Source organism: Pseudomonas sp. Choline-02u-1 (genome assembly GCF_002836515.1).
Lineage (GTDB): Bacteria > Pseudomonadota > Gammaproteobacteria > Pseudomonadales > Pseudomonadaceae > Aquipseudomonas.
In genome coordinates this window covers 127167-148723 of sequence record NZ_PJBC01000003.1, presented here as the reverse complement: position 1 = coordinate 148723, position 21557 = coordinate 127167, and the positions used below count along the sequence as shown (strand labels likewise).

The 21557-nt window shown below is 59.2% G+C and carries 25 protein-coding genes and 2 pseudogenes; 14 read left to right on the top strand and 13 right to left on the bottom strand.

The window, feature by feature from the left end; genetic code table 11:
- Positions 1 to 37: 37 nt before the first annotated feature.
- Both CXF97_RS02730 and CXF97_RS02725 read right to left on the bottom strand, forming a co-directional pair.
- Complete coding sequence (locus CXF97_RS02730; RefSeq protein ID WP_256589670.1) at positions 38 to 1288, bottom strand: hypothetical protein; 1251 nt, start codon at positions 1286 to 1288, stop codon at positions 38 to 40.
- On the bottom strand, positions 1276 to 2091 hold the full coding sequence (locus CXF97_RS02725; RefSeq protein WP_101155896.1) for a sulfite exporter TauE/SafE family protein: 816 nt from the start codon (positions 2089 to 2091) through the stop codon (positions 1276 to 1278). The genes CXF97_RS02730 and CXF97_RS02725 overlap by 13 nt, the downstream gene beginning before the upstream one ends.
- Before the next feature lie 112 nt (positions 2092 to 2203).
- On the opposite strand from CXF97_RS02725, the gene CXF97_RS02720 reads away from it, so the two are divergent.
- The 3 genes from CXF97_RS02720 (at position 2204) to CXF97_RS02710 (ending at position 3652) form a co-directional block, all read left to right on the top strand.
- Positions 2204 to 2971: a helix-turn-helix domain-containing protein gene (locus CXF97_RS02720; protein ID WP_101155895.1), complete on the top strand. Its 768-nt coding sequence runs from the start codon at positions 2204 to 2206 to the stop codon at positions 2969 to 2971.
- A 93-nt stretch (positions 2972 to 3064) separates the two neighbouring features.
- Positions 3065 to 3382 carry a hypothetical protein gene (locus CXF97_RS02715; protein WP_039758012.1) on the top strand — a complete coding sequence of 106 codons (318 nt, stop codon included), beginning with the start codon at positions 3065 to 3067 and terminating at the stop codon, positions 3380 to 3382.
- Positions 3383 to 3394: 12 nt separating this feature from the next.
- A complete protein-coding gene (locus CXF97_RS02710) occupies positions 3395 to 3652 on the top strand; it encodes a helix-turn-helix domain-containing protein (protein WP_101155893.1) in 258 nt (85 codons plus the stop codon).
- A gap of 38 nt (positions 3653 to 3690) precedes the next feature.
- Here CXF97_RS02710 and CXF97_RS02705 read toward each other — a convergent pair whose 3' ends face one another.
- On the bottom strand, positions 3691 to 4746 hold the full coding sequence (locus CXF97_RS02705) for an MBL fold metallo-hydrolase (protein WP_101155891.1): 1056 nt from the start codon (positions 4744 to 4746) through the stop codon (positions 3691 to 3693).
- A 209-nt stretch (positions 4747 to 4955) separates the two neighbouring features.
- Between CXF97_RS02705 and CXF97_RS02700 the strand changes: the two genes are divergently transcribed.
- Together CXF97_RS02700 and CXF97_RS28635 are read left to right on the top strand one after the other, a co-directional pair.
- On the top strand, positions 4956 to 5564 hold the full coding sequence (locus tag CXF97_RS02700; protein WP_101155889.1) for a TetR/AcrR family transcriptional regulator: 609 nt from the start codon (positions 4956 to 4958) through the stop codon (positions 5562 to 5564).
- A gap of 243 nt (positions 5565 to 5807) precedes the next feature.
- Entirely contained in the window at positions 5808 to 7127 is a 1320-nt protein-coding gene (locus CXF97_RS28635; RefSeq protein WP_101155887.1) for a PAS domain-containing methyl-accepting chemotaxis protein, read from the top strand.
- A gap of 55 nt (positions 7128 to 7182) precedes the next feature.
- On the opposite strand, the gene CXF97_RS02690 is transcribed toward CXF97_RS28635, so the two are convergent.
- Positions 7183 to 8130, bottom strand: coding sequence for a LysR family transcriptional regulator (locus CXF97_RS02690; protein WP_101155885.1), 948 nt, complete (start codon positions 8128 to 8130; stop codon positions 7183 to 7185).
- Between the two features lie 15 nt (positions 8131 to 8145).
- Between CXF97_RS02690 and CXF97_RS02685 the strand changes: the two genes are divergently transcribed.
- Positions 8146 to 8850, top strand: coding sequence for a CTP synthase (locus CXF97_RS02685; RefSeq protein ID WP_101155883.1), 705 nt, complete (start codon positions 8146 to 8148; stop codon positions 8848 to 8850).
- Complete coding sequence (locus tag CXF97_RS02680; RefSeq protein WP_101155881.1) at positions 8850 to 9155, top strand: antibiotic biosynthesis monooxygenase; 306 nt, start codon at positions 8850 to 8852, stop codon at positions 9153 to 9155. Before CXF97_RS02685 ends, CXF97_RS02680 begins: the two co-directional genes overlap by 1 nt.
- Before the next feature lie 126 nt (positions 9156 to 9281).
- On the opposite strand, the gene CXF97_RS02670 is transcribed toward CXF97_RS02680, so the two are convergent.
- Complete coding sequence (locus CXF97_RS02670; protein WP_101155878.1) at positions 9282 to 9608, bottom strand: DUF2025 family protein; 327 nt, start codon at positions 9606 to 9608, stop codon at positions 9282 to 9284.
- Between the two features lie 220 nt (positions 9609 to 9828).
- Here CXF97_RS02670 and CXF97_RS02665 point away from each other — a divergent pair, with 220 nt between their 5' ends.
- Together CXF97_RS02665 and CXF97_RS02660 are read left to right on the top strand one after the other, a co-directional pair.
- Entirely contained in the window at positions 9829 to 10956 is a 1128-nt protein-coding gene (locus tag CXF97_RS02665) for a glycerophosphodiester phosphodiesterase (protein WP_101155877.1), read from the top strand.
- A 156-nt stretch (positions 10957 to 11112) separates the two neighbouring features.
- Positions 11113 to 11418, top strand: coding sequence for a PepSY domain-containing protein (locus tag CXF97_RS02660; RefSeq protein WP_039758030.1), 306 nt, complete (start codon positions 11113 to 11115; stop codon positions 11416 to 11418).
- Positions 11419 to 11523: 105 nt separating this feature from the next.
- On the opposite strand, the gene CXF97_RS28700 is transcribed toward CXF97_RS02660, so the two are convergent.
- Positions 11524 to 12291, bottom strand: a complete 768-nt coding sequence (locus tag CXF97_RS28700; protein WP_371918364.1) for a methyl-accepting chemotaxis protein — start codon at positions 12289 to 12291, stop codon at positions 11524 to 11526.
- 117 nt (positions 12292 to 12408) lie between these two features.
- Positions 12409 to 12567: pseudogene (locus CXF97_RS28695) on the bottom strand (HAMP domain-containing protein); the annotation flags it as partial.
- An 856-nt stretch (positions 12568 to 13423) separates the two neighbouring features.
- On the opposite strand from CXF97_RS28695, the gene CXF97_RS02650 reads away from it, so the two are divergent.
- Positions 13424 to 14446: a transporter gene (locus CXF97_RS02650; protein ID WP_101155873.1), complete on the top strand. Its 1023-nt coding sequence runs from the start codon at positions 13424 to 13426 to the stop codon at positions 14444 to 14446.
- A 166-nt stretch (positions 14447 to 14612) separates the two neighbouring features.
- A pseudogene (locus CXF97_RS27895) lies at positions 14613 to 14756 on the top strand (hypothetical protein); the annotation flags it as partial.
- A 127-nt stretch (positions 14757 to 14883) separates the two neighbouring features.
- Here CXF97_RS27895 and CXF97_RS02645 read toward each other — a convergent pair.
- Complete coding sequence (locus tag CXF97_RS02645; RefSeq protein WP_101155871.1) at positions 14884 to 15780, bottom strand: LysR family transcriptional regulator; 897 nt, start codon at positions 15778 to 15780, stop codon at positions 14884 to 14886.
- 121 nt (positions 15781 to 15901) lie between these two features.
- On the opposite strand from CXF97_RS02645, the gene CXF97_RS02640 reads away from it, so the two are divergent.
- Entirely contained in the window at positions 15902 to 16660 is a 759-nt protein-coding gene (locus CXF97_RS02640) for an SDR family NAD(P)-dependent oxidoreductase (RefSeq protein WP_101155869.1), read from the top strand.
- 112 nt (positions 16661 to 16772) lie between these two features.
- Here the strand turns inward: CXF97_RS02640 and CXF97_RS02635 are convergent, their stop codons facing one another.
- Entirely contained in the window at positions 16773 to 17210 is a 438-nt protein-coding gene (locus CXF97_RS02635; protein WP_101155867.1) for a multidrug/biocide efflux PACE transporter, read from the bottom strand.
- Positions 17211 to 17298: 88 nt separating this feature from the next.
- Between CXF97_RS02635 and CXF97_RS02630 the strand changes: the two genes are divergently transcribed.
- On the top strand, positions 17299 to 18153 hold the full coding sequence (locus CXF97_RS02630) for a LysR family transcriptional regulator (protein ID WP_101155865.1): 855 nt from the start codon (positions 17299 to 17301) through the stop codon (positions 18151 to 18153).
- 85 nt (positions 18154 to 18238) lie between these two features.
- Here CXF97_RS02630 and CXF97_RS02625 read toward each other — a convergent pair whose 3' ends face one another.
- Genes CXF97_RS02625 through CXF97_RS02615 form a run of 3 tightly spaced genes read right to left on the bottom strand, consistent with a single transcriptional unit; the run spans position 18239 to position 20271 of the window.
- Positions 18239 to 19468, bottom strand: a complete 1230-nt coding sequence (locus CXF97_RS02625; protein WP_101155863.1) for an RNA polymerase sigma factor — start codon at positions 19466 to 19468, stop codon at positions 18239 to 18241.
- On the bottom strand, positions 19461 to 19805 hold the full coding sequence (locus CXF97_RS02620; RefSeq protein ID WP_101155861.1) for a YciI family protein: 345 nt from the start codon (positions 19803 to 19805) through the stop codon (positions 19461 to 19463). The genes CXF97_RS02625 and CXF97_RS02620 overlap by 8 nt, the downstream gene beginning before the upstream one ends.
- Positions 19806 to 19845: 40 nt before the next feature.
- Entirely contained in the window at positions 19846 to 20271 is a 426-nt protein-coding gene (locus CXF97_RS02615) for a nuclear transport factor 2 family protein (RefSeq protein WP_101155859.1), read from the bottom strand.
- Positions 20272 to 20413: 142 nt separating this feature from the next.
- Here CXF97_RS02615 and CXF97_RS02610 point away from each other — a divergent pair, with 142 nt between their 5' ends.
- Positions 20414 to 20899 carry a GNAT family N-acetyltransferase gene (locus CXF97_RS02610; protein ID WP_101155857.1) on the top strand — a complete coding sequence of 162 codons (486 nt, stop codon included), beginning with the start codon at positions 20414 to 20416 and terminating at the stop codon, positions 20897 to 20899.
- 143 nt (positions 20900 to 21042) lie between these two features.
- On the opposite strand, the gene CXF97_RS02600 is transcribed toward CXF97_RS02610, so the two are convergent.
- On the bottom strand, positions 21043 to 21531 hold the full coding sequence (locus CXF97_RS02600; RefSeq protein WP_101155855.1) for a GNAT family N-acetyltransferase: 489 nt from the start codon (positions 21529 to 21531) through the stop codon (positions 21043 to 21045).
- Between the last annotated feature and the right edge of the window lie 26 nt (positions 21532 to 21557).

Below are 21557 nucleotides of genomic sequence, written 5' to 3'. Positions count from 1 at the left end.
GGGAATCGAGGGGCTGCGCATGAAAGTAAACGCGACATCAAGGCAGTTGCAGTGCAACCCCGCCCGGATGTTGTTTGACGATTGTGTACGGCAGAACGCTCCAGTCGACGAATCCGCAGACCGCCGCGACGTGGGGAAATGATGGCTCGAGCTTGATGCCCAGTTCCGTGAAGTGCCAACCGGGAAATTGCCAGGGATAACTCTCGTCGTAGTTGCAGTCGTTTTCGCCTTCGGGGGTGACGGTCATTTCACTGGGGTAGAGTTTCAGCAACTGCGCGACCAGCCAGGGTGCCAGTTCCTCACTGCGGTAGTTAGACCAGGAATCAGACGAGCCGGACGCCTCCCCGCCGAAGTCGCCCTCTCGTTGGAAATGCAATGGCTTGCCCTGCCCCACCCACAAAACATCATCAAGGGTCAGGAGTCTGCCTGTTTTGGTGTCGAAGTTGAGCGCATCCTGGCTTTGATCCGGATAGGCACCGCCGCAGAAGTAATCTGATGAAATCAGAACACTCATCACTGATGACGACATCCACAGTGGTTGGCTCGACTGCGCGTAACTGCCTGAACATCCATAAGACGACAATACCTCGCTCCACAAACGCGCCATCAATTGTTGGTTGATGCGTCGACGCTCTTCAGGGGAATAACCCGAGACCACTTCGAACAGAGAAGTGCCTGTCTTCGGCTCGCTCCACCACTGCAGCGTGTAGCCCATGAAGGTGTCGATGTTGCCTTTTTTGAGTGTAACGCCCTGCAGCCGCAGGTACTCATAAGGGTACTTGTCGTGAAGTGTGGTGAAAAAGGGCAAGGCATCATCCGGTACATCGGGGATGACGGCTGGCTGTAACTTGATCTTCAGGCTTTTCCCAGTGGTGCTCGTCCACTCGCCATACCAACCATCAGTTGTCGGCTGCAGACGCAAGGTCGGGCGTGAGTCGTCCATCCGCGAGCCTTCTTCCAGCACAAGCGTTTCCCCGTCCAGAGCACCGTCGAGTGGTAGATCCTTGCGGTACTTCTTGTAAAAGTAACGTCCCTCTCCGGTACGAGGATTTATTTCGAGGACGATAGACGATTTACCCAAAGTGCCGGTGAACAACTGCGCGCCGGTCTCGGCCCAAGTTGCCGTCGAGACAAAAGAACCCGTTAGACAAAAAACGGTAAAAAGACGTAACAGTCCTCGGCACATCACTTCATCCCTGAACAAGCGAGCAACTGCCCGCGAGAGTAGCTGCGGATTATGGCGAGCTTGCGCGCTGGAATCGAGCGCCGTCACGCTCAGCTCAAGCACATGCTGATCATCACCACCATAAGTAAACCGATGTACACGCGCGCATGCACCCGATCCGGTATCCGCCCAATCCATGGCGCGGCCAATCGAATCCCGATGAGCGACCCCACCGTCAGCACCGCAAACGCCAGCAGATCCACATACCCGACAAACCACGCCCCCAAGTCAGCCTGACTAAACCCGGCAAGCGCCATGTACGTCAGCGTCCCGGCCACTGCCACCGGCACACTCAACGGATTGGCCATGGACGTCGCTTGCGACATGCTCAGCCCGCAACGGCGCAGCAGCGGCACGGTCATGACGCTTCCTCCTACGCCGAGGAACGTCGCGATGGCGCCGATTCCTCCACCGCCAGCGGATGTTTCTGTCGAGGTCAGTCGTCGTGGGATTGTGGTTCGGGACTGTGTCAGAAATCCGCGGCGCAGCAGGCAATCAACGATGGTCACGCCCAGGTAGACGATGAAGGCGTAGCGGATCACTTCGCCGCTGACCCACATCGCGCCGATGGCGCCGACGACCGCGCCCGCACCGATAAACCCGCCCAATGGCCAAAGGTATTCCCGGAGCAGATTGCCGGCGCGTTCGTGTTTGCGTGTGGCGATCAGGGCGTTGACGATCATCACGCAGGTCGAGGTGGCCACGGCGATGTGCATGGCCGATTGCGCGATGGGGTCGTCGGCTGCGTGGCTGGCGGTGAGCATGCGATAGAGCAGCGGCACGATGACGAAGCCGCCGCCGAAACCGAAGAGCACGGCGCTGATGCCGGTGAGGCAGCCGAACAGTGTAAGCAGGAGGTAGAACATGGCGGGCGTCCGGGATGGGGAAAGCCCCCGACATTAGAGCGGCATGCACTGGCCGGCTTCAGCAGTTCAGCCAATAATGTTTGCGTTTACGCCAACCGCTGGAACGCACCTGATGCGCAATATTTCGATCAATCAGCTCGATGACACGCCTCGCCCGGTCGTGGCCATCGGTACCGATTATTCCCACGGCCACCTACTCCCGTTTCATACGCATCGACGTGGGCAATTGCTCTACGGCGCCACGGGCGTGATGCAAGTCAGCACTCAGAATGGTAATTGGGTGGTGCCGCCGCAGCGCGCGGTGTGGATTGCGCCGGGTGTGGCCCACGAGGTATTGATGCTCGGGGTGAGCACACGCAGCCTCTACATCGAACCGGGCAACGTGGAATTGGGGCCGGAATGCCAAGTGCTCAACGTGTCGCCGCTGCTGCGGCATTTGCTGATGGAAGCGGTGGATGTGCCACTGATGTACAACCAGGCCGGACGCGACGGTGTGCTGATCAACCTGTTGTTGCACGAACTGACACGTAGCGCTCCCCTTCCCCTACACATTCCCATGCCCGCCGAAGGAAAGCTCCTCAGTCTGTGTCAGACCTTTCTGAACATGCCCAATACCCACCAATCGCCGCAGGATTGGGCCGATCAGTTACACATAAGCTTGCGCACCTTTAACAGATTGTTTCGGCAGCAGACCGGCCTCAGCTTTCGCCAGTGGCGACAGCAAGCCTGCGTGGTGCAGGCACTGGCACGGCTGGCGGCGGGTGAAGCGGTGACGCGGATTGCTCTGGACTTCGGCTATGAGAGTCCGGCGGCGTTTTCGACGATGTTTCGGCGAGTACTGGGACAGGCACCGTCCGTCTGGTTGGAGTCGGCGAATTAGGCAAATTCGAAAAATGCGTTTGATCCCGGCCGAAAACAACTGTACAAAAACACAGTACATTTTCAATCAGCACTTTTGAGCCCGGAGCACACCATGGCCTCTCTTGCGATGAATCACGTCCTCGAACGCATTGCCCTCTTCCAGTTCACCCCGACCCACTGCGTCCAGGCCCGCGCCATGCTGGGCTGGAGCGTTGAACAACTGTCGCGCGAGGCCGAGGTGGCTGTCGCAGATATCCAGCGGTTCGAAGCGCAGCAGGACGTGGCGGACGCCGCGAGGTTGGCACTGGCTTATCGGTTTGAAGCGCAGGGGTTGGTGTTCTTCCCGGGGTTTGCACCGGGGCGGAGTGTCAGGGCGCAGGGTATGGCGGGGGAATCGGTGGGGCGTGGGGATTTTGCGATGGCCGAATAAGGAGCGCTAAGGATGAACATCGAAAGAAGCACGGGCAACGTCTACGCAGATTTGGGACTGCAGGGTGCAGATGAAATGCTGATCAAATCGGGATATGCGACGAAAATGGCCGCGTTGATCAAGACTGCCAACCTGAACGAATCCGAAGCGGCGCAAATTACTGGCATCACCTTGGAAACACTAAGTCAGATACTTCGTGGAAAATTCAGGGATTTGTCAGTCGCTACGATGGAGGATTACCACCGGCGAATGAAGGAAATAGGAATCTGATTCATCCGGTTCGCACCGAGGCGAACCGGATGAAATCGTCAGGCGTTCTGCACTAGCGCCTCCCCCTCCTCTTCAACCGCCATCCACCACGCACTCCCCCGTTGTGGATGCGCAAGGTTGAACGCCTCCCCCATCCGCGGTGTGGTAATCGCAATACTGCGTTCCCATGCAAGCGCAAGGATGCGGTCAAAAGGTTCGTGCCAGGCGTGCATGGCCAGGTCGAAGGTGCCGTTGTGGATCGGGAAGAGCCAGCGGCCCTTGAGGTCGATGTGGGCTTGCAGGGTTTCTTCCGGTTGCATGTGCACATGGGGCCATTCGACGTTGTAGGCGCCGGTTTCCATCAGGGTCAGGTCGAACGGGCCGTACTGTTCGCCGATGCGTTTGAAGCCGTCGAAGTAACCGCTGTCGCCGCTGAAGAAAATTCGTGTGCCGGCGTCGATCATTACCCATGACGCCCACAAGGTGCTGTTGCCGTCGAAGAGGCCACGACCGGAAAAGTGCTGCGAAGGTGTGGCAACGAAGCGGATACCGGCGATTTCGGTGCCCTGCCACCAGTCATACTGGCGCACTTTGCTGGCGTCGATGCCCCACTTGATCAGGGTGTCGCCCACGCCCAGCGGGGTCAGGAAGTACGTGGTTTTGGCGGCGAGTTTGAGTACCGCTTCGTAGTCGAGATGGTCGTAATGGTTGTGCGAGAGGATCACCGCTTCGATCGGCGGCAGTTCGTCGATGCTGATCGGTGGCTGATGGAAACGTTTCGGACCCGCCCACTGTACTGGCGAGGCGCGCTCGGCGAAGACCGGGTCAGTAATCCAGAATTTGTCGCGCATCTTCAGCAACAGCGTCGAGTGCCCCAAGCGGTAAACGCTGTGATTCGGCGCTGCGACCAGATCTTCGCGAGTAAGCGGCTGCACAGGGATGGCAGCGGTTGGACGGGTGTCGCGCGGTTTGTGGAAAATCATGTTCCACATGATCCGCAGCATTTTGCGCAGGCCTTCGCGCTGTACCGGCGCATGATTGCGAAACAGCCCTTGATCCTGTCGAGAGGCTTCAGGCTTGGGAGTTTTATCCGGGAGAGAGACTGGATTGGCCATGACTGAACGACTCCGAAAAACCGTGTGCTGCACGGTATTCCACGGGAAATGAAAATGGCCAAGCTGCACGCAAGGGCCAAACGCTCTGGTTTGTAAGGTGCGAGGATTAACGCAACATTACACTGAGCGGTGTAGTTTCTAGGTTGCATCAAAGCCGACGCCAAGTAAACTGCCAAGTGTAATTCCTCTCTTCTCTGCCGAAGCCTGCCATGACCGCTCCCCGACGCCTGACCGACCGCAAACGCGAAGCCATCATCCAGGCAGCGATCGCCGAATTCCGTGCCCATGGGTTTGAAATCACCAGCATGGACAAGATCGCTGCCACCGCCGGCGTGTCGAAGCGTACGGTGTACAACCACTTCCCCAGCAAAGAAGAACTGTTCGCCGATATCCTCAACCAGTTATGGGCGCGGATCATTGCCGAGCCATCAGTTAGCTATAACCGCGAGCAACCGCTGAGCGAGCAGTTGCGGCAAATGTTGCGAGAGAAGGTGCAGATGATGGCCGACGAGAATTTTCTTACCCTCGCCCGGGTAGCGATTGCCGCCACTATTCATTCCCCCGAACGTGCGCAGAACATGATCGAGCGCATGGGCGAGCGCGAGGAAGGATTGACCGTCTGGATACGCGCGGCGCAAGCCGATGGACGGCTCAAACCGGTGGATCCAGAGTTTGCCGCGCATCAAGTGCAAGGCTTGCTCAAGGCGTTCGCGTTCTGGCCGCAGATCTCGCTCGGCCGCGCGGCCCTTGATCCAGACGCGCAGAACGCGGTTGCCGAGTCGGCACTGGAGATGTTTTTGGCGCGCTATCAAGGCTGATTCCCTGTTCAGCCGAGCAGGCGCTCAAACGTGTACAACTAATTTCGCAAAAAGTTATACAAACTCGCGAAAAATTCCTTTCTTGTACAACTTTATGAAGTTTTGTATAAGTAGCCATCTGCCAGTAACGGAACGCTGGCATTGAGCAGTCACCGCCGAATGCCGCCAGTGCATTTCGGTCTGCCGGCGCAGGAATTAGGGACTGAATCCTTTTGATTTTTCCCACTCCCGAGTATCGCAAGCATGTTTTTTAAACGCCACAAAGCCGCCCTCGAAGGACTGCAACACACCGTTTTTGACCAAGCTGCAATGCTCGAAGCGATCAACCGTTCGATGGCGGTGATCGAGTTTGATCTTGATGGCGTGGTGTTGCGAGCCAATGACAATTTTCTCCAGACCATGGGTTACACGGCTGCCCAGGCGATTGGCCAGCCGCACCGGCATTTCTGCACACCTGAATTCGGTCGCAGTGCCCAATACACTGAGTTGTGGTCGCGCTTGAAAAACGGTCAGTTCCAGTCCGGCACCTTTGAACGGGTCAACAGCAAAGGCCAGCCGATATGGCTGGAAGCCAGCTACAACCCGATCAAGGATGCGTCGGGGCGGGTGATCAAAGTGGTCAAGTACGCGATGGATGTCACCACCAAGGTTCAACAGGAGAACGAAGCCAACGCCAAGCTGCAGGCGATCGATCGGGCGATGGCGGTGATCGAATTCGATCTCGACGGCAACATTCTTACCGCCAACCAGAATTTTCTCACGCGCATGGGCTATAACCTCGCGGAACTCAAGGGCCAACATCACCGTTTGTTCTGCACCCCGACGCTGGTCAACAGCGGTGCCTATCAGGATTTCTGGCGGCGCTTGAATCAGGGCGAGTTTTTCCACGGTCAGTTCGAGCGCGTGGATAAACGCGGTCAGACCGTGTGGCTGGAGGCCAACTACAACCCGGTCTACGATGCCTCGGGGCGTTTATATAAAGTGGTCAAGTTCGCGTCGGACGTCACTGCTCGCGTCGAACAACACGATCAGGATGCGCGCAGTGCCAGCACCGCTTATCACATCTCGGTGGCGACACGAAAAGTCGCCGAGCAAGGTACGCAAGTGATTCAACAGGCTGCCAGCGAAATGCGCGAAATTGCCGAGGACATCAGCCAGTCCTCCACGCTGATCGCGCAACTGGGCGACCGCTCGGAGCAGATTACGGCCATCGTCAACACCATCCGCGCGATCGCCGATCAGACCAATCTGCTCGCGCTCAACGCCGCCATCGAAGCCGCACGCGCCGGTGAACAGGGTCGCGGTTTTGCCGTAGTGGCCGATGAAGTGCGGCAACTGGCCGCGCGCACCAGCGGCTCCACCGCCGAGATTTCCAACATGATCAGTCTGATCCAGAGCGAGACGCGGCAGGCGATCAAGAGCATGCAAGGCACCCGCGACCGCGCAGCCGAAGGCGTGGAACTGGCCAATCAGGCCGGCACGGTGATTTTGCAGATTCGCGATGGCGCCAGTGAGGCCGTGGATGCGGTGAGCATGTTTGCCAATGAGCGGGTGCCGGGGTGATGGGGATTGGTTGGCTTTACCCGGTGGGATTACCACTGCGGCTGGCGGCGCAGATTCAGTGCGGGGGCAAACGCAATGCGCGGCCCAGTTCATCGAACAGCGTCACCACCGAGCGCAAGGCCCGGCAATCGGGCCGGGTCAGCAGCCACAGCGCCGTGTCGCACCCCGGCAATGCTTCGCCCAAGGTCTGCAAACCGTCGTTGATCAGAAAGTCGGGCAACGCTGCCACACCCAGGCCGGCCCGCACCAGTTCTTTCACAGAAAGCATGCTGTTGCAGCGATAAGCCGGGATTACACCGGGCAACTGTTGGCGGCGCCAGGCCACGGTGGGGTGATCCGGCAGGAATTCGTCCGGAGCAATCCAGGTCAGCGCACTTAGATCAGAAGCATCGACATTCTGCAGATATCGCGCATTGACGCAAACACGGTAGGAAACCTTCGCCAGCTGCCGTCCCACCAAGTGCTCTGGCGGTGCACGTGTCAGGCGCAAGGCAATGTCGGCGTCGCGACGACTGAGGTTGGCGAAATCGTTGGAGGTACTCAGCTCGATCGTCAGCGCCGGGTAGTTGGGCATGAACTGCGCCAGCGCAGGCAACAGCAAGCCCTGCAATACCGAATCGGTGCAGGTCAGGCGCACCGTGCCGGTCACGACTTCTCCCTCCCGCTCCACGCCGATCCGCGCGGCTTCCAGCGCCTGTTCCGCGCGTTCGGCTTGCTCGGTCAAGGTCTGCGCCAGTGTGGTTGGCAGGTAACCGGTGCGGCTTTTTTCGAACAGTTGCTGACCGAGCGCCGACTCCAGTCGGCGAACGGCGCGGAAAACCGTCGACACATCGACCTGAAGCAACTGCGCCGCCCGTGCCAGCGAGCCGCTGCGCACCAAGGCCAGGATCAGCGCCAGATCGGGATAGTCGAGTCGATAGTGCGCCGCTGCATTGATCACTTGGGGAAACGCCAATATTGAATGCGTGAGCGCCAATCTATAGTGACTGCCATCCATCAGCAAGCGCAGGGAAATCCCATGGAAAATCGCGCCATTCGCATCGCCTTGGTTGGCGATTACGACCCCCAAGTCACCGCCCACCAAGCGATTCCGGTTGCACTCGGCCTTGTCGCCCCCCATCTGCAACGTCCTGTGCAGTTCGAATGGCTGGCCACTGAAGAGATCGGCACCGACACTGCGTTGAATCAATTCGATGGGTTCTGGTGTGTACCCGCCAGCCCTTATAAAAGTGAAGACGGTGCGCTAAGAGCAATCCGCTTTGCCCGCGAGCAAGGGCGACCTTTCCTCGGCACCTGTGGCGGTTTTCAGCATGCGGTTCTGGAATATTCGCGCAATGTTCTAGGATGGGCCGACGCCGAGCACGGGGAAACCTCGCCAGAATCCGAACGCACTGTACTCACGCCGCTGAGCTGCTCGCTGGTTGAAGCCATCGACGTCATTCACCTCCAGCCCGGCTCGTTGATCGCCAAGGCGTACGAAAAGTCTGAAATTGAAGAAGGCTATCGCTGCCGCTACGGCGTGAATCCGCAGTTCGAACAGCATTTGATGAGCGATCAGCTACAAGCGGTAGGCCATGATTCAGCGGGGGATCTGCGCGCTATCGAACTGAAAAATCATCCGTTTTTCGTCGCCACGCTGTTCCAGCCGGAACGCGCCGCACTAAAAGGAAAAATGCCACCGCTGGTTCGCGCGTTTATCGAAGCCTGCGGGGAGCCAAGCTGATGACAACTTGCTACGCAGTGATTTTCACATCGACCCGCACCGAGGGTGACAACGGTTACGCCGCAGCGGCGCAGCGCATGGCCGAGCTGGCAAGTCAGCAGCCTGGCTTTCTTGACGTGGAATCAGTTCGGGGCGCGGACGGTGTCGGGATTACCGTGTCGTATTGGCAGAGCGAGGCGGCGATTCTCGCATGGAGAGATAATCCCGAGCACCGGTTGATTCAGGCAAGCGGGCGCTCTGAATGGTATTCGGCGTTTCACACCCGAGTATGCCGTGTTGAGCGCGAGTATGTATTCGGCCAGTGAGGTTGGCGGCGCCCACAACGCCGCCTTCGCGAGCAGGCTCGCTCCCACATTGGATCTGTGGCGTTCACGAAATCCCTGTGGGAGCGAGCCTGCTCGCGAAGAGGCCCGCAACCCCACTGCAAAACATCAACCGCGCACCAGACTCCGCACCGCCACAATCTCCGGCACTTCAACCTTGCTCATGTAAACCCGCAACGGTTCGGTGATGTTGATGCGGTCGTCGATGTGTTGATCGAGCAACAACTGAATCAACTCGCGCCTGAGCGTCATGGTGGTGTCCGACGCCGTCGCCCAGACGAATTCACTGGCCGCAATGATGCCGTCATCGGCCACATCCATACCGAACGAATCCTCGCTGAAGCGCACGATATATTGGCCGGTCTTGCGATTCAGGCCGACGAAACCTTTCAGATTGTCGGCGGCCTGGCAGATGAGTTGGGAGGTGATGCGCATGGTAAACCTCACGAAAGATGATCGATGGTCTACACGCAAGGCAACGCAGCGGTGCGCCCTCTGCCGGGGCGTCTGCCGAGGGCAAGCGTACTGCAAACAGCGCCACAAAAGCGCAGGAAATTTCCTTTTTGCTCAGTTTATGTCGGTCTGGCGATAGCCCTGCGGCGCTTCAGTTGTTAAAAGGTACGTCTCGAAAAAGACCTGCGAAAGGAACTCGACCATGCCTGCTACTTTTACCCGAAGCGCCCTGCTGCTGAGTCTGCTGTTCGGCCTCGGTCAAGCGCACGCCGACAGCCACCCGGTGCCCAAGGCAATTGCCGCCGCCCATGGCATTCCGCATCCGGCGGTAATTGCTCACCGTGGCGCATCGTTCGATGCCCCCGAATCCACCGCAGCGGCCTACAAACTGGCCCGTGACCTGGGCGCCGATTACCTGGAAATGGATTTGCAGCGCAGCAAGGACGGCGTGCTCTTCGTCCTGCACGACGACAACCTGCAACGCACCACCGATGTCGCCAGCAAATTCCCCGAGCGCAAGGACAGCCCGGCCACCGCGTTCACCATGGCCGAACTGAAAACCCTCGATGCCGGCAGCTGGTTCAACACCCAATACCCGGATCGCGCACGTCCCTCCTACGCAGGGCTGAAAATTCTCACCCTTGATGAAATCATCGACATCGCCCGCGCCAACCCGCAGCACAAGCCGGGCCTGTACATCGAGACCAAAGAGCCGCAGCTGTTTCCCGGCATCGAACATGACCTCAAGGAAAAACTGCAGGATCGCGGCTGGCTGAGCCCGGCCGGTTCGAAACTGGCGAAAAGTGCGCTGGGCGTCGGTCAAGGCAAAGGCAAGGTGATCCTGCAAACCTTCGATAAAAACAGCCTGCAATTGCTGGAAAAGGAAATGCCGCAAGTGCCGAAGATCCTGCTGTTGTGGGTCGGCGAAGGCAGCATCGAGCCTAAATCCACCGTGACGTTTGCAGCGTCCGGCGAAAAAGACAAAAACGTGTTTTACGGCAAGCAGGAGCCGAAGTCGGAAGCGGAATTCAAGCAATGGGTCGATTACGCCAAGGCCCAGGGCGCGATCGGCACTGGTCCATCGGCGAAGCTGACTCACGGGGGTGACCAGAGTTATTCCGACCTCGTGCAACCGTGGATGAACCAGTACACCCACGACCAGGGCTTGCTGGTGCACGTGTATACGGTCGACGAGGCCGTGGATTACGAGAAGGTCATGGCGGCGGGGGTTGATGGCATCTTTACCAACCGTGCCAGTGAACTGCTGAAATTCTACAAGCGTCCGGCTGTTGGCAGTGTTGATGAGATTTTGAAGAAGAACGGTTTCTGAACAGCTAATAAGTTGCTCACTTCGCGAGCAGGCTCGCTCCCACGAAGACGGACTTTCTCGCGATGTGGAGATTTAAGGGTGAATTAAGTTGCGCTGGTTAATCTGAACCCACTTACACAGATCAACCACTTCAACGCACTGCCAAGGAATGAACCGATGAAAACTTTGACTGCCCTGTTTACCGCCGCTGCCCTGACCCTCACCGCTGGCCTGGCTCAGGCTGATGTTCGCATCGACCAAGTGCCGCAATTGGTCAAGGACGGCAAGATCAAGTCGCTGGAATCGATGAACGCCGAAGCACTGAAACTGCACCCGGGCGCAACGATCACCGACACCGACCTGGATAATCACTTCAACGGTTACGAGTACGAAGTTGAACTTAAAACCGCTGACGGCAAAGAGTTCGACGTGGACTTTGATGCCACCACCGGCAAAGTGCTGAGCAACAAGCAAGACACTTGATAGACCGCTGTTAAAGTGCCGCACGATTGACGATCGTGCGGCTTTTTTATGCCTGATAAAAATCATTGCAGGTGTGACGCTTTGACTCGGTTACGCCCTCCCCTATCAAGCACTCAACCGCGCCGTCACTTCATTCAACTGCCCCGACAAACCATGCAGGTTCTGACTGGCACTTTCGGTGCGCTGCACGTTGTCCAGGTTGGTGCTGGCAATCGCGGTGATTTCAGTCAGGTTGCGTGAGATATCCTCGGCCACTGAAGTCTGCTCTTCTGCCGCCGTGGCGATCTGACGGTTCATGTCGCGAATCGCCTCCACGGCCAAAGTGATGCGCTCCAGCATCGCGCCAGCCTGGGTCACCTGCTCGACACTTTCATCACTGCGCGCCTGGCCGCTCTCGATCGCGTGCGCGGCGTCGACGGCGCCGGTCTGCACGTTCTGAATGATCTGGTTGATCTCGATGATCGACTCGGCCGTGCGCTGAGCGAGGTTGCGCACCTCATCGGCGACGACGGCAAAACCACGTCCTGCCTCACCCGCCCGCGCCGCCTCAATGGCTGCGTTGAGCGCCAGCAGGTTGGTCTGTTCAGCGATGCCGCGAATGACTTCCAGCACCTTGCCGATACGACCGCTGTCGGTTTCCAGTCGACGGATCACCGTGGCGGTGTTGGCGATTTCACCGCGCATCTGCGTGATCGAATGAATGGTGGTTTGCATGACCTTTTCGCCCTGCTGCGCCGACTGATCGGCATCGTCAGCAGCACGCGCGGCATCAGCGGCGTGCCGGGCGACTTCCTGGGCCGTGGCGGACATTTCGTTCATCGCCGTAGCCACCTGATCGGTGCGATTGAATTGCTCGCTGGTGCCGCCGGCCATGGTCGTGGCGATCGCATTGAGCTCGCCACTGGCGCTGTCCAGATTGCTGGCGCTGCGCTGCAACCGCGCGAAGGTGTCCGCCAGAAAATCGCGCAGGGTGTTTGCTGCGGCAGCGAGGTTGCCCAGCTCATCGCGACGCTCGCTGACTACACGCTCGGCCAACTGGCCACGGCTCAAGCGGGTGACGTAATCAATGAGGTTGCGGATCGGCTCGATCAGGTTGCGGCTGACCAGCCACAGGCTCAGCAGACCGATCAGCAAGCCTGACGCAAGCATCACCAGCAGCCCCAGCCACACGGTGCGATCAGCGCTGGCACTGATGAGCTTCGACTGCTGATCGCCTTGCTTGCGCAACTCGGCGACCAGTTCGCTCATCTGCTCGCTGGTGGCGCGGTCGAGGCCTTTGACAGCGGCGTCACCGGCGCCCGGATCGCCTCCGGTAGCGACGTAGGCGTCACGGCCCTTCTGGTAGGCCACGCCCAACTGGCGATGCTCTTCGCGCAAGCGTTCGATACGTGATTTGAGATTGGCCTCAATACCTTTCTGGCCGGCCAGTTCGCCGAGAATGGTCTGCACGTCGCGCTGGCGCTCTTCGAACTGGCTCCAGTATTTCGCCAGATCCGCCGGTTGCTTGCCACGCAGCAGGACGTTTTTCCATTCCTGCACCTGCACTTTGAACTGCAGGTTGGCTTCATCGATCAGTTGCGAAGTGTGCAACGGGCCGGCGATCAGTTGACTGTAGCTTTGCACACCGTTGGAGAGGAAATGAAAGCAGGCCAGCGCGATCAACAGCATCGCCAGCAGACTGCCGCTCAGCAGGGCGAGAATTTGCGCTCTCAGGGATTTTTGCAGCATTGCAAGGTACTCGAAGCAGGGATGAGGCACGCCCAAAAGCGGACGTGAAAAATGGCCGGACTTCCCTGTCGACGCACCATGGCCAGAGGCCAATGGCGCGCAACCTAACTCACCTGAGATCGGCGCGCCAGAGCCGTTCTTGAGAATCTTCCGACAGCCGGTAACACGTTGATTTGACGTCATTTTGTTGTCATAAAACGGTCATGTGAGCTTGCGATGATGCCGCTCGGGTGAACCTGAAAATCCCGCAACAGACACCCTCCTCCAGCGAGCCGTCATGAACCACAGCCTCGATATCAGCCATCGCGATCCGGACCTGTTTGGCTTGCTCTACGGATTTCGCTTTCTGCCCGGTGAGCCCGGTCGGGAAATCGATTCGGCGACGGCTTTGCGTTGTCTGCAGGACGACAGCGACAGCGGCGAATTCCTCTGGCTGCATCTCAACCTTGCCCATGCCGCGTGCGAGCGCTGGATGAAAAGTCATCTGCAATTGCCCGACGAATTTTTCGAGGCGTTGCATGAGGGCTCGCGTTCGACACGTATCGAGCATGTCGACTCGGCGCTGCTGGCGGTGGTCAACGATGTGGTGTTCAACCTCAGCAGCATGGTTTCTTCCGATGTGTCGACATTGTGGGTTTGCGTGCGCAGCAAATTGATCGTCAGCGCACGCCTGCAACCGCTGCATTCGGTGGACAAGTTGCGCTCGTCGGTGAAGGCCGGCGAGTGCTTTCGTTCGCCCTCGGAACTGCTTGTGCATCTGCTGCGCGACCAGGGTGAAGTGCTGACGCAGATCGTGCGCAAGACCAGCCTGAGCGTCGATCAGGTCGAGGACCAATTGCTCTCCTCGCGCCTGTCGACCAACCGCGCCGAGCTTGGCGGCAACCGTCGCGTGCTGGTGCGTTTGCAACGATTGCTGGCGCTGGAGCCGGGTTCGTTGCTGCGCCTGCTCAATCGCCCGCCGCCGTGGTTGCAGAAGGAGGACGTCAAAGAGCTGCGCAAATCCACCGAGGAATTCGCGCTGATCATCAACGACCTCACCGCCCTCGGCGAACGGATCAAACTGCTGCAGGAAGAAATCGCCGCCAACCTCAACGAACAGAGCAACCGCACGCTGTTCACCCTGACGGTGGTGACGGTGCTGGCCTTGCCGATCAACATCATCGCCGGTTTTTTCGGGATGAATGTCGGCGGTGTGCCGCTGTCGCAGGATCCGCACGGTTTTTGGGTACTGGTCGCGCTGGTGGCGACGTTCACGGTGATCGCCGGGCGCTGGGCGTTTCGCAAACGTGGGGATTATTGATTTCACCTGCACCGGGATCCCTGCGGGAGCGGGCTTGCTCGCGAAGGCGTTGTGTCAGGTGAGACACCGTTGACTGACACACCGCTTTCGCGAGCAAGCCCGCTCCCACAGTCAGCTTGTTCTGCAGATCAACGGTCAGACTAATAGGCCAAACACTGACCTGCCGGGCGTGGCCGGGACCATGGTGGCCAACGGCGCCGGGTTGCAGATGCGCACCATCCGTAATCTGCTGATGGCCTGGGTGTTGACGCTGCCGGCGGCCATCCTGCTGTCGGGCAGCCTCTATTGGTTGTTCACCCAAATCTTCTGAAAACACACGCGCAACCAATGTGGGAGCGGGCTTGCTCGCGAAGGCGGTTTGTCAGACTCATCTGTATCACCTGACACATCGCCTTCGCGAGCAAGCCCGCTCTCACATCTGGATTTGTGTGGGTCAGTCAGAGCGTTGAGCGAACCACATCGCCGAGCCAATCCATAAACACTCGCACCCGCAGCGGCAAATGCCGTTGTCGCGCATACAACAACGAAATCGCCATCGGCGGTGCGGTGTATTGCGCCAGTACAGTCAGCAGTTCGCCATTTTCCAGATGCGGTTGCATGCCGGTACGCGGCACCTGCGTCAGGCCGAAACCGCCCAGGCACGCCGCTTCATAGGCATCGGTGCTGTTGACCGTGACACTGCCGGCCATCGCCACGCGCCGCACCTCGCCGCCCGCCTCGTAGACAAACCCCTCCGAACGCGAGCCCAGCACGCCGACGTAATGCACCAGCCGATGCTGCGCCAGATCCTCGAGCGACTGCGGCACGCCGTAACGCTCCAGGTAAGCCGGGCTGGCGCAGTTGACCATCGGAAAGTCGCCGAGATGGCGGGCAACCACCGACTGATCCGGCTGCGCGCCGATGCGTAAAACACAGTCGAAACCCTCGCTTAGCAGATCGACACGACGGTCGGTGCTGCTGATTTCCATCTGCAGATGCGGGTGGCGATCCATGAATTCCGGCAGTCGCGGCATGATCAGCCGCCGCGCCAGAATATTCGGCAAGTCGACCCGGATGCGCCCGGTCAGCGACGCCTCGTCCTGACGAAACAGCCCCTCGATTTCATCCATGTGCGAGAGCAAATCCTTGCTGCGCTCATACAGCACCAGGCCGTCCTGAGTGGCCTGCACCTTGCGCGTGGTGCGCTGCAACAGGCGCGTGCCAAGCAAGGCTTCGAGCGCTTGCACCTGCTCGGACACGGTGGAGCGCGGCAGGCCGAGGCTTTCCCCGGCGAGGGTGAAACTCGACAGTTCGCTGACCCGGACGAACGTTCGCAGCAGTTCCAGTTTGTTCATGACAAGCCCCGATGATTGTTCGGCTGAGCCGATCAGTGATTCCGCTTTTGCTGTGTTTATCACCTCCGGGCGGACAAATAAACTTCTTCCATCCCCACTCAATGCAATCGAGGAAGTCAGCATGAACCGCAAAATCGCACTGATCACTGGCGCCAGTCGTGGCCTGGGCCGTAGCGCCGCCCTGCACCTCGCCGCGCAAGGCATCGACGTCATCGGCACCTACAACAGCCGCGCCGACGAGGCGCAAAATCTGGCCAACGAATTACAGGCACTCGGCGCGAAAGCGGCGATGCTGCAACTGGACGTCGGCCACAGCGAAAGCTTCGCCGCGTTTGCCGCGCAGGTTGCACAGACTCTGCAACACACCTTCGAGCGGCAGCGTTTTGATTTCCTCATCAACAATGCCGGGATCGGCGTGCACGCGCTGTTCAGCGAAACCACCGCGGAGCAGTTCGATCTGCTGATGAACGTGCAATTGAAGGGGCCGTTCTTCCTGACTCAGCAACTGCTGCCGCTGATCAATGACGGTGGGCGCATCGTCAATATCTCCAGCGGCCTGACCCGCTTCAGCCTGCCGGGCTACGGCGCCTATGCGGCAATGAAAGGCGCAATGGAAGTGCTGACCCGCTATCAAGCGAAGGAGCTTGGCGCGCGGCAGATTGGCGTGAACATTCTGGCGCCGGGTGCGATTGAAACCGATTTTGGCGGTGGCACGGTGCGCGACAACGGTGCTGTCAATGCGATGGTCGCCAGCAACACCGCGCTGGGTCGGGTCGGGCAACCGGATGATATTGGCGGTGCACTGGCGCTGCTGCTGTCAGAGGGCGGGCAGTGGATCAATGGCCAGCGGGTCGAGGCGTCCGGCGGCATGTTTCTCTGATTGCAAATACCGGACCTGTAGGAGCTGCCGAAGGCTGCGATCTTTTGACTTTGATTTTTTAAACCAAGATCAAAAGATCGCGGCCTTCGGCAACTCCTACGGCGGATCGGCGTTAGCTTTCACATGTGCGGCGGGCCATGAAGCGCTCGCGCAGTACGTCATAACCCCAGTGATAGATGTAGGTGTACGGCAGGAAAAACAGCAGCACGCCGATGTCGAGCAACAACGCCTGCCACAGGCTGACTGACAGCCACCAGGCAATCAGCGGTACGCCCATCACGATCAGTCCACCTTCGAACAGCAACGCATGCACCACTCGCACCCAGGCGTTGTGCGCCAGATTCATCCGCGCCAATGCACGGTCGAAGAAACGGTTGAACACCACGTTCCACCCCAGCGCCAGCATCGCGATCAATACGGTCACCGCGCCCATATCGAGCAGCGGCTTTTGCATGATCCACGCGAGCAACGGCGTGCAGATCAGGATCGCGAGAAATTCGAAACCAACAGCCTGGAAAACGCGTTCGGTGATGGACTTGTGGGCAGTCATTGCCTGACTCCTTATTGACGTTGGTTGCCATTTTCCAAGTGAATCCCGATACTTCATAACCAATAACCATCGATCAAGGCGATAGTTCATGGCTTCGCAAGAAGTGCTGTTGGCGTTTGTTCAAGCGGCAACGCAAGGCTCGTTCTCAGCGGCGGCGCGCAAATTGGGACGCAGTCAGTCGACCATTAGCGCAGCGGTGGCGAGCCTGGAAATCGATCTGGATTTGCAGCTGTTCGATCGCAGCAGCCGCAAACCCACGCTCACCCCCGCCGGCCACGTCATGCTGCAAAAAGCCGAGGCGATTCTGGCTGCCACCAGTCGCCTGGAGATGAGCGCACGGCAACTGGCGCAAGGCGTGGAACCAAAGCTGACCGTGGCGATTTCCGATACCTATCAGTCCTATCGTTTCGAGGCAGCGCTGGTGGGGTTCGAGCAGCGTTATCCGGAGCTAGAGCTGGAGTGTCTGATTGCCGAATGCGACGACCTGGTCGAATTGGTCCAGCGCGGCCGGGCGCATCTGGCCTTCGCGGAGATGCAGGACAACTACCCGCCCGATCTGGTGACCTCGACCGTCGCCGAGCGCACGGAGATCGCCCTGTTCGTCAGCCGCGAACATCCGTTGGCCAAACTTGAACATGTCGATCAGCAGATACTCGAGCAACATCGCGAGCTGCGTCTGGCGACCATCGTCAATCCATATGACAGCCGTGGCAAAGGCCGGGTGTGGTCGGCGCCGAGTTATCTGATGTTGCTGGAAATGGCCGAAAAGGGTTTCGGCTGGGCACCGCTGCCCAGGTGGCTGGTGCAGCGTTATGCCAATGATTTGCTGATCGAGCTGAATGTGCGCGGCTGGCCGAAACCGGTATTTGTCGATGCCTTGTGGTCGCGGTTGTACCCGCCGGGGCCGGCGGGGAGCTGGTTGCTCAGCAAGATGCTCGAATAAGCGGTGCTGCCAACATTGAAATGTGCACACCTGTGGGAGCGGGCTTGCTCGCGAAGAGGCCGGCCCTGCAGTTAAAGAATTCAGATCAATCCAGTTCCTTCAGTCGCCCCTCGATAAACCGCCGCTCCGGCGCCTGCCGCGTCAGCTCCAGCGCGCGAAGATAAGCGCTACGTGCTTCCTCGACACGCCCCAACTGCCGGCAGAACTCCGCCCGCGCCGAATGTACCAAGTGGTAATCCGGCAACTCGCCTCGCGTCAGAATCCCTTCGATCAACAACAACCCGGCCAGCGCTCCATCACGCTTGGCCACCGCCACCGCCCGGTTCAACTCGATCACCGGCGACGGCACCGCGCGCAGCAATACGTCATACAGACCGACAATCTGTTGCCAGTCGGTATCCGGCGCCGACGGCGCTTCGGCATGCACCGCTGCAATCGCCGCTTGCAGGCAATACGGCCCGAAGCGCCGCGTACTCAGCGCGCGCTCTACCAGCGCACCTCCCTCAGCCATCAACCCGGCGTCCCACAACGAGCGATCCTGATTGTCGAGCAACACCAGTTCGCCGCTCGGCGAGGTGCGCGCCGGGCGCCGTGATTCGTGCAGCAACATCAGCGCCAGCAACCCCATGACCTCCGGTTCCGGCAACAACTCCATCAATAAGCGCCCCAGGCGGATCGCTTCGCGAGTCAGATCCTCGCGGGTCAGCTCAGCGCCGACCGAGGCCGAATAGCCTTCGTTGAACACCAGATAAATCACCCGCAGCACACTGTCCAGGCGCTCGGGTAATTCATTCAACGTTGGCACTTGATAAGGGATTTTCGCGTCGCGGATCTTCGCTTTGGCACGCACGATACGCTGGGCAATTGCCGCCGGTGCAGACAGAAAAGCGCGGGCGATTTCCTCGGTGGTGAGGTCGCAGACTTCGCGCAAGGTCAGCGACACTTGCGCATCTGCCGCCAGGGCCGGGTGGCAGCAGGTGAAAATCAGCCGCAAGCGATCGTCTTCCACGTCCTCGCCGCTCCAGTCGGCCTGTTCCAGTTCGTCGAGTTGCGCCAGCAGCAGCGGTTGCGAAGCCTTGAACCGTGCGCGCCGGCGCAACACATCGATGGCTTTGAATCTTCCGGTTGAGACCAGCCAGGTGCGCGGGTTGTCCGGCACACCGTCGCGTTGCCAGCGTTCAACCGCGACGAAGAACGCCTCGTGCAAGGCTTCTTCGGCGAGGTCGAAATCACCGAGCAAGCGGATCAGCGTTGCCAGAATCCGCCGCGAATCCTCGCGGTAGACCTGCTCGACCCGCGCCCTGACCTCAGACATTCAACTGCCGCACCGGGCGCACTTCAACGCTGCCGACCCGCGCTGCCGGTATGTGGCCGGCAACCTGAATCGCTTCATTGAGATCCTTCGCATCGATCAGGTAGAAGCCGGCCAGTTGCTCCTTGGTTTCAGCGAAAGGCCCGTCGGTGATCGACAACTTGCCGTTGCGCATCCGTACGGTGGTTGCGGTCTGCACCGACTCCAGCGCTTGGGCGGCGATCATCCGCCCGCTGCCCTGAATCGACTCGGCGTACGCCCAGCATTCGGCATCCTCCGGGCTGTCCGGCGAGGTGTGCAGCAGGCGCTCATCGCTGTAGACCAGGCATAGATATTTCATGGCGATCTCCTGATTCGAACGGATCAACTATGGCTGAAGATCAGGGGGTCACATCGAACAGCGTCGCGCCGCTCATCGGATCGAACGGTGCCGACCAGTGTTCATGAGCAATCTTCCACGCCCCGCCGATCTGCCGATAACAGGCGGTGACGCGCATCCAGCAGCTCTGGGTTTCGCCTTTCTCGTTGGTGCCGCCGCAATTGGCCACCCAGTGCGCGAAGGCAATGGTGTCAGCGCTTTCGATGGCGACTTCGTGAAACTCGAAAACGTGTGGCCCGGGGCACATTTCCATGCACTCGATCCAGTGCGCGCGATACGCCGCTTTGCCTTTGAATTGCAGGGCCTTGATCGCATCGAACGAGACGATGTCATCGGCATACAGGGCCATGACTTTCTCGACGTCCTTTGCCATCACCGCTTCGCGGTAGGTGTTGATCAGGATCTGGATTTCGCTTTGTGCGCTCATGGTGTTCTCCGTGGTTTTTGTTGTGAAGACACCCTTAGTCGTTTGCCCTTTGCGCAGATCGACAGGCCAAACAAAAAAATTTCACCGACAACAATGTCGCTAGAATCCGAGCTTCAATCCTTGTAGGAAAAAGGAAATTCCCGTGTCAGCCCAACTCGTGCCTTACGACAGCCTCAGCCCTTTGCAGCGTGAGCAAGTCGCGGCGATTGAAATCCACCCGGAGCAAGTCAAATTTTCCGGCGACATCCACGGAGCCTTGCACACGCTGCTGTCGAAGCCCGGCCCAGGCGTCAAGGGTTTCGCCCTGCTGACGGACGACGTGCCCGTGGCGTTTTTGCTGCTTAAACGCCCGCCGGTATTGCCCGCCTGGGCCGACGAGCACAGCGCCACATTGCATGCTTTGCAGGTCGATCGCCGCGCGCAGGGCAAGGGTTACGGCAAGGCTTGCCTGCAAGCACTGCCCGCCGTCGCGCGGGAAGCATGGCCGGAAATCAAGGGACTGGAATTGTCGGTGGACGCTGATAACGAGGCGGCGATTGCGCTGTATGCCAGGCATGGCTACGTCGACAGCGGCGAAGCGTACAAGGGCCGGATCGGTTACGAGCGGCGCATGGGGCTGTTTTTCTGAGTCGTGTGAAATGCCGAATCCGTTACACACCACGATCCCTGTAGGAGCTGCCGCAGGCTGCGATCTTTTGATCTGGCTTTTGAAGATCAAGATCAAAAGATCGCAGCCTTCGGCAGCTCCTACAGTTGTGATAGGTGTTGGCTTCAGAGGGTCAGGATCATCTCGTGCCACGCCATGCCGCCGTGGTCGGACTCGGACGGTTTGATGTAGGCAAAACCGAAGCCTGCATACAGCGCGATGTGCTGTTCCTTGCACATCAGATGAATCGTCGCTTTGTCCATTCCGCGCATGCGCTCGATGAATTCGCCGAGCAGGCGCTTGGCCAGTCCCAGCCCTTGGTAATCCGGGTGCACCACCACCGACATGATCACCACGTTCGGGCCTTTCGGGTCATGACCGATCAATTCCTTGAAGGCCTCGTCGGACATCTGCACGTCGAACGCCGCGCCGGAATTGATGAAACCGACGACTACGCCGTCTACCTCGGCAACGATGAAGCCGTCCGGCCAGGTGGCAATGCGCGTGGCGATCTTTTCGCGGGTGGCGGCTTCGTCGCCTTCGTAGGCGACGGTTTCGATGGCGTAGCAGCGGTCCAGGTCGGCGGCGCTGACGTTGCGGATCACGGTGTTCATGGCAGCTCTGAAATCTGTGGAAACGA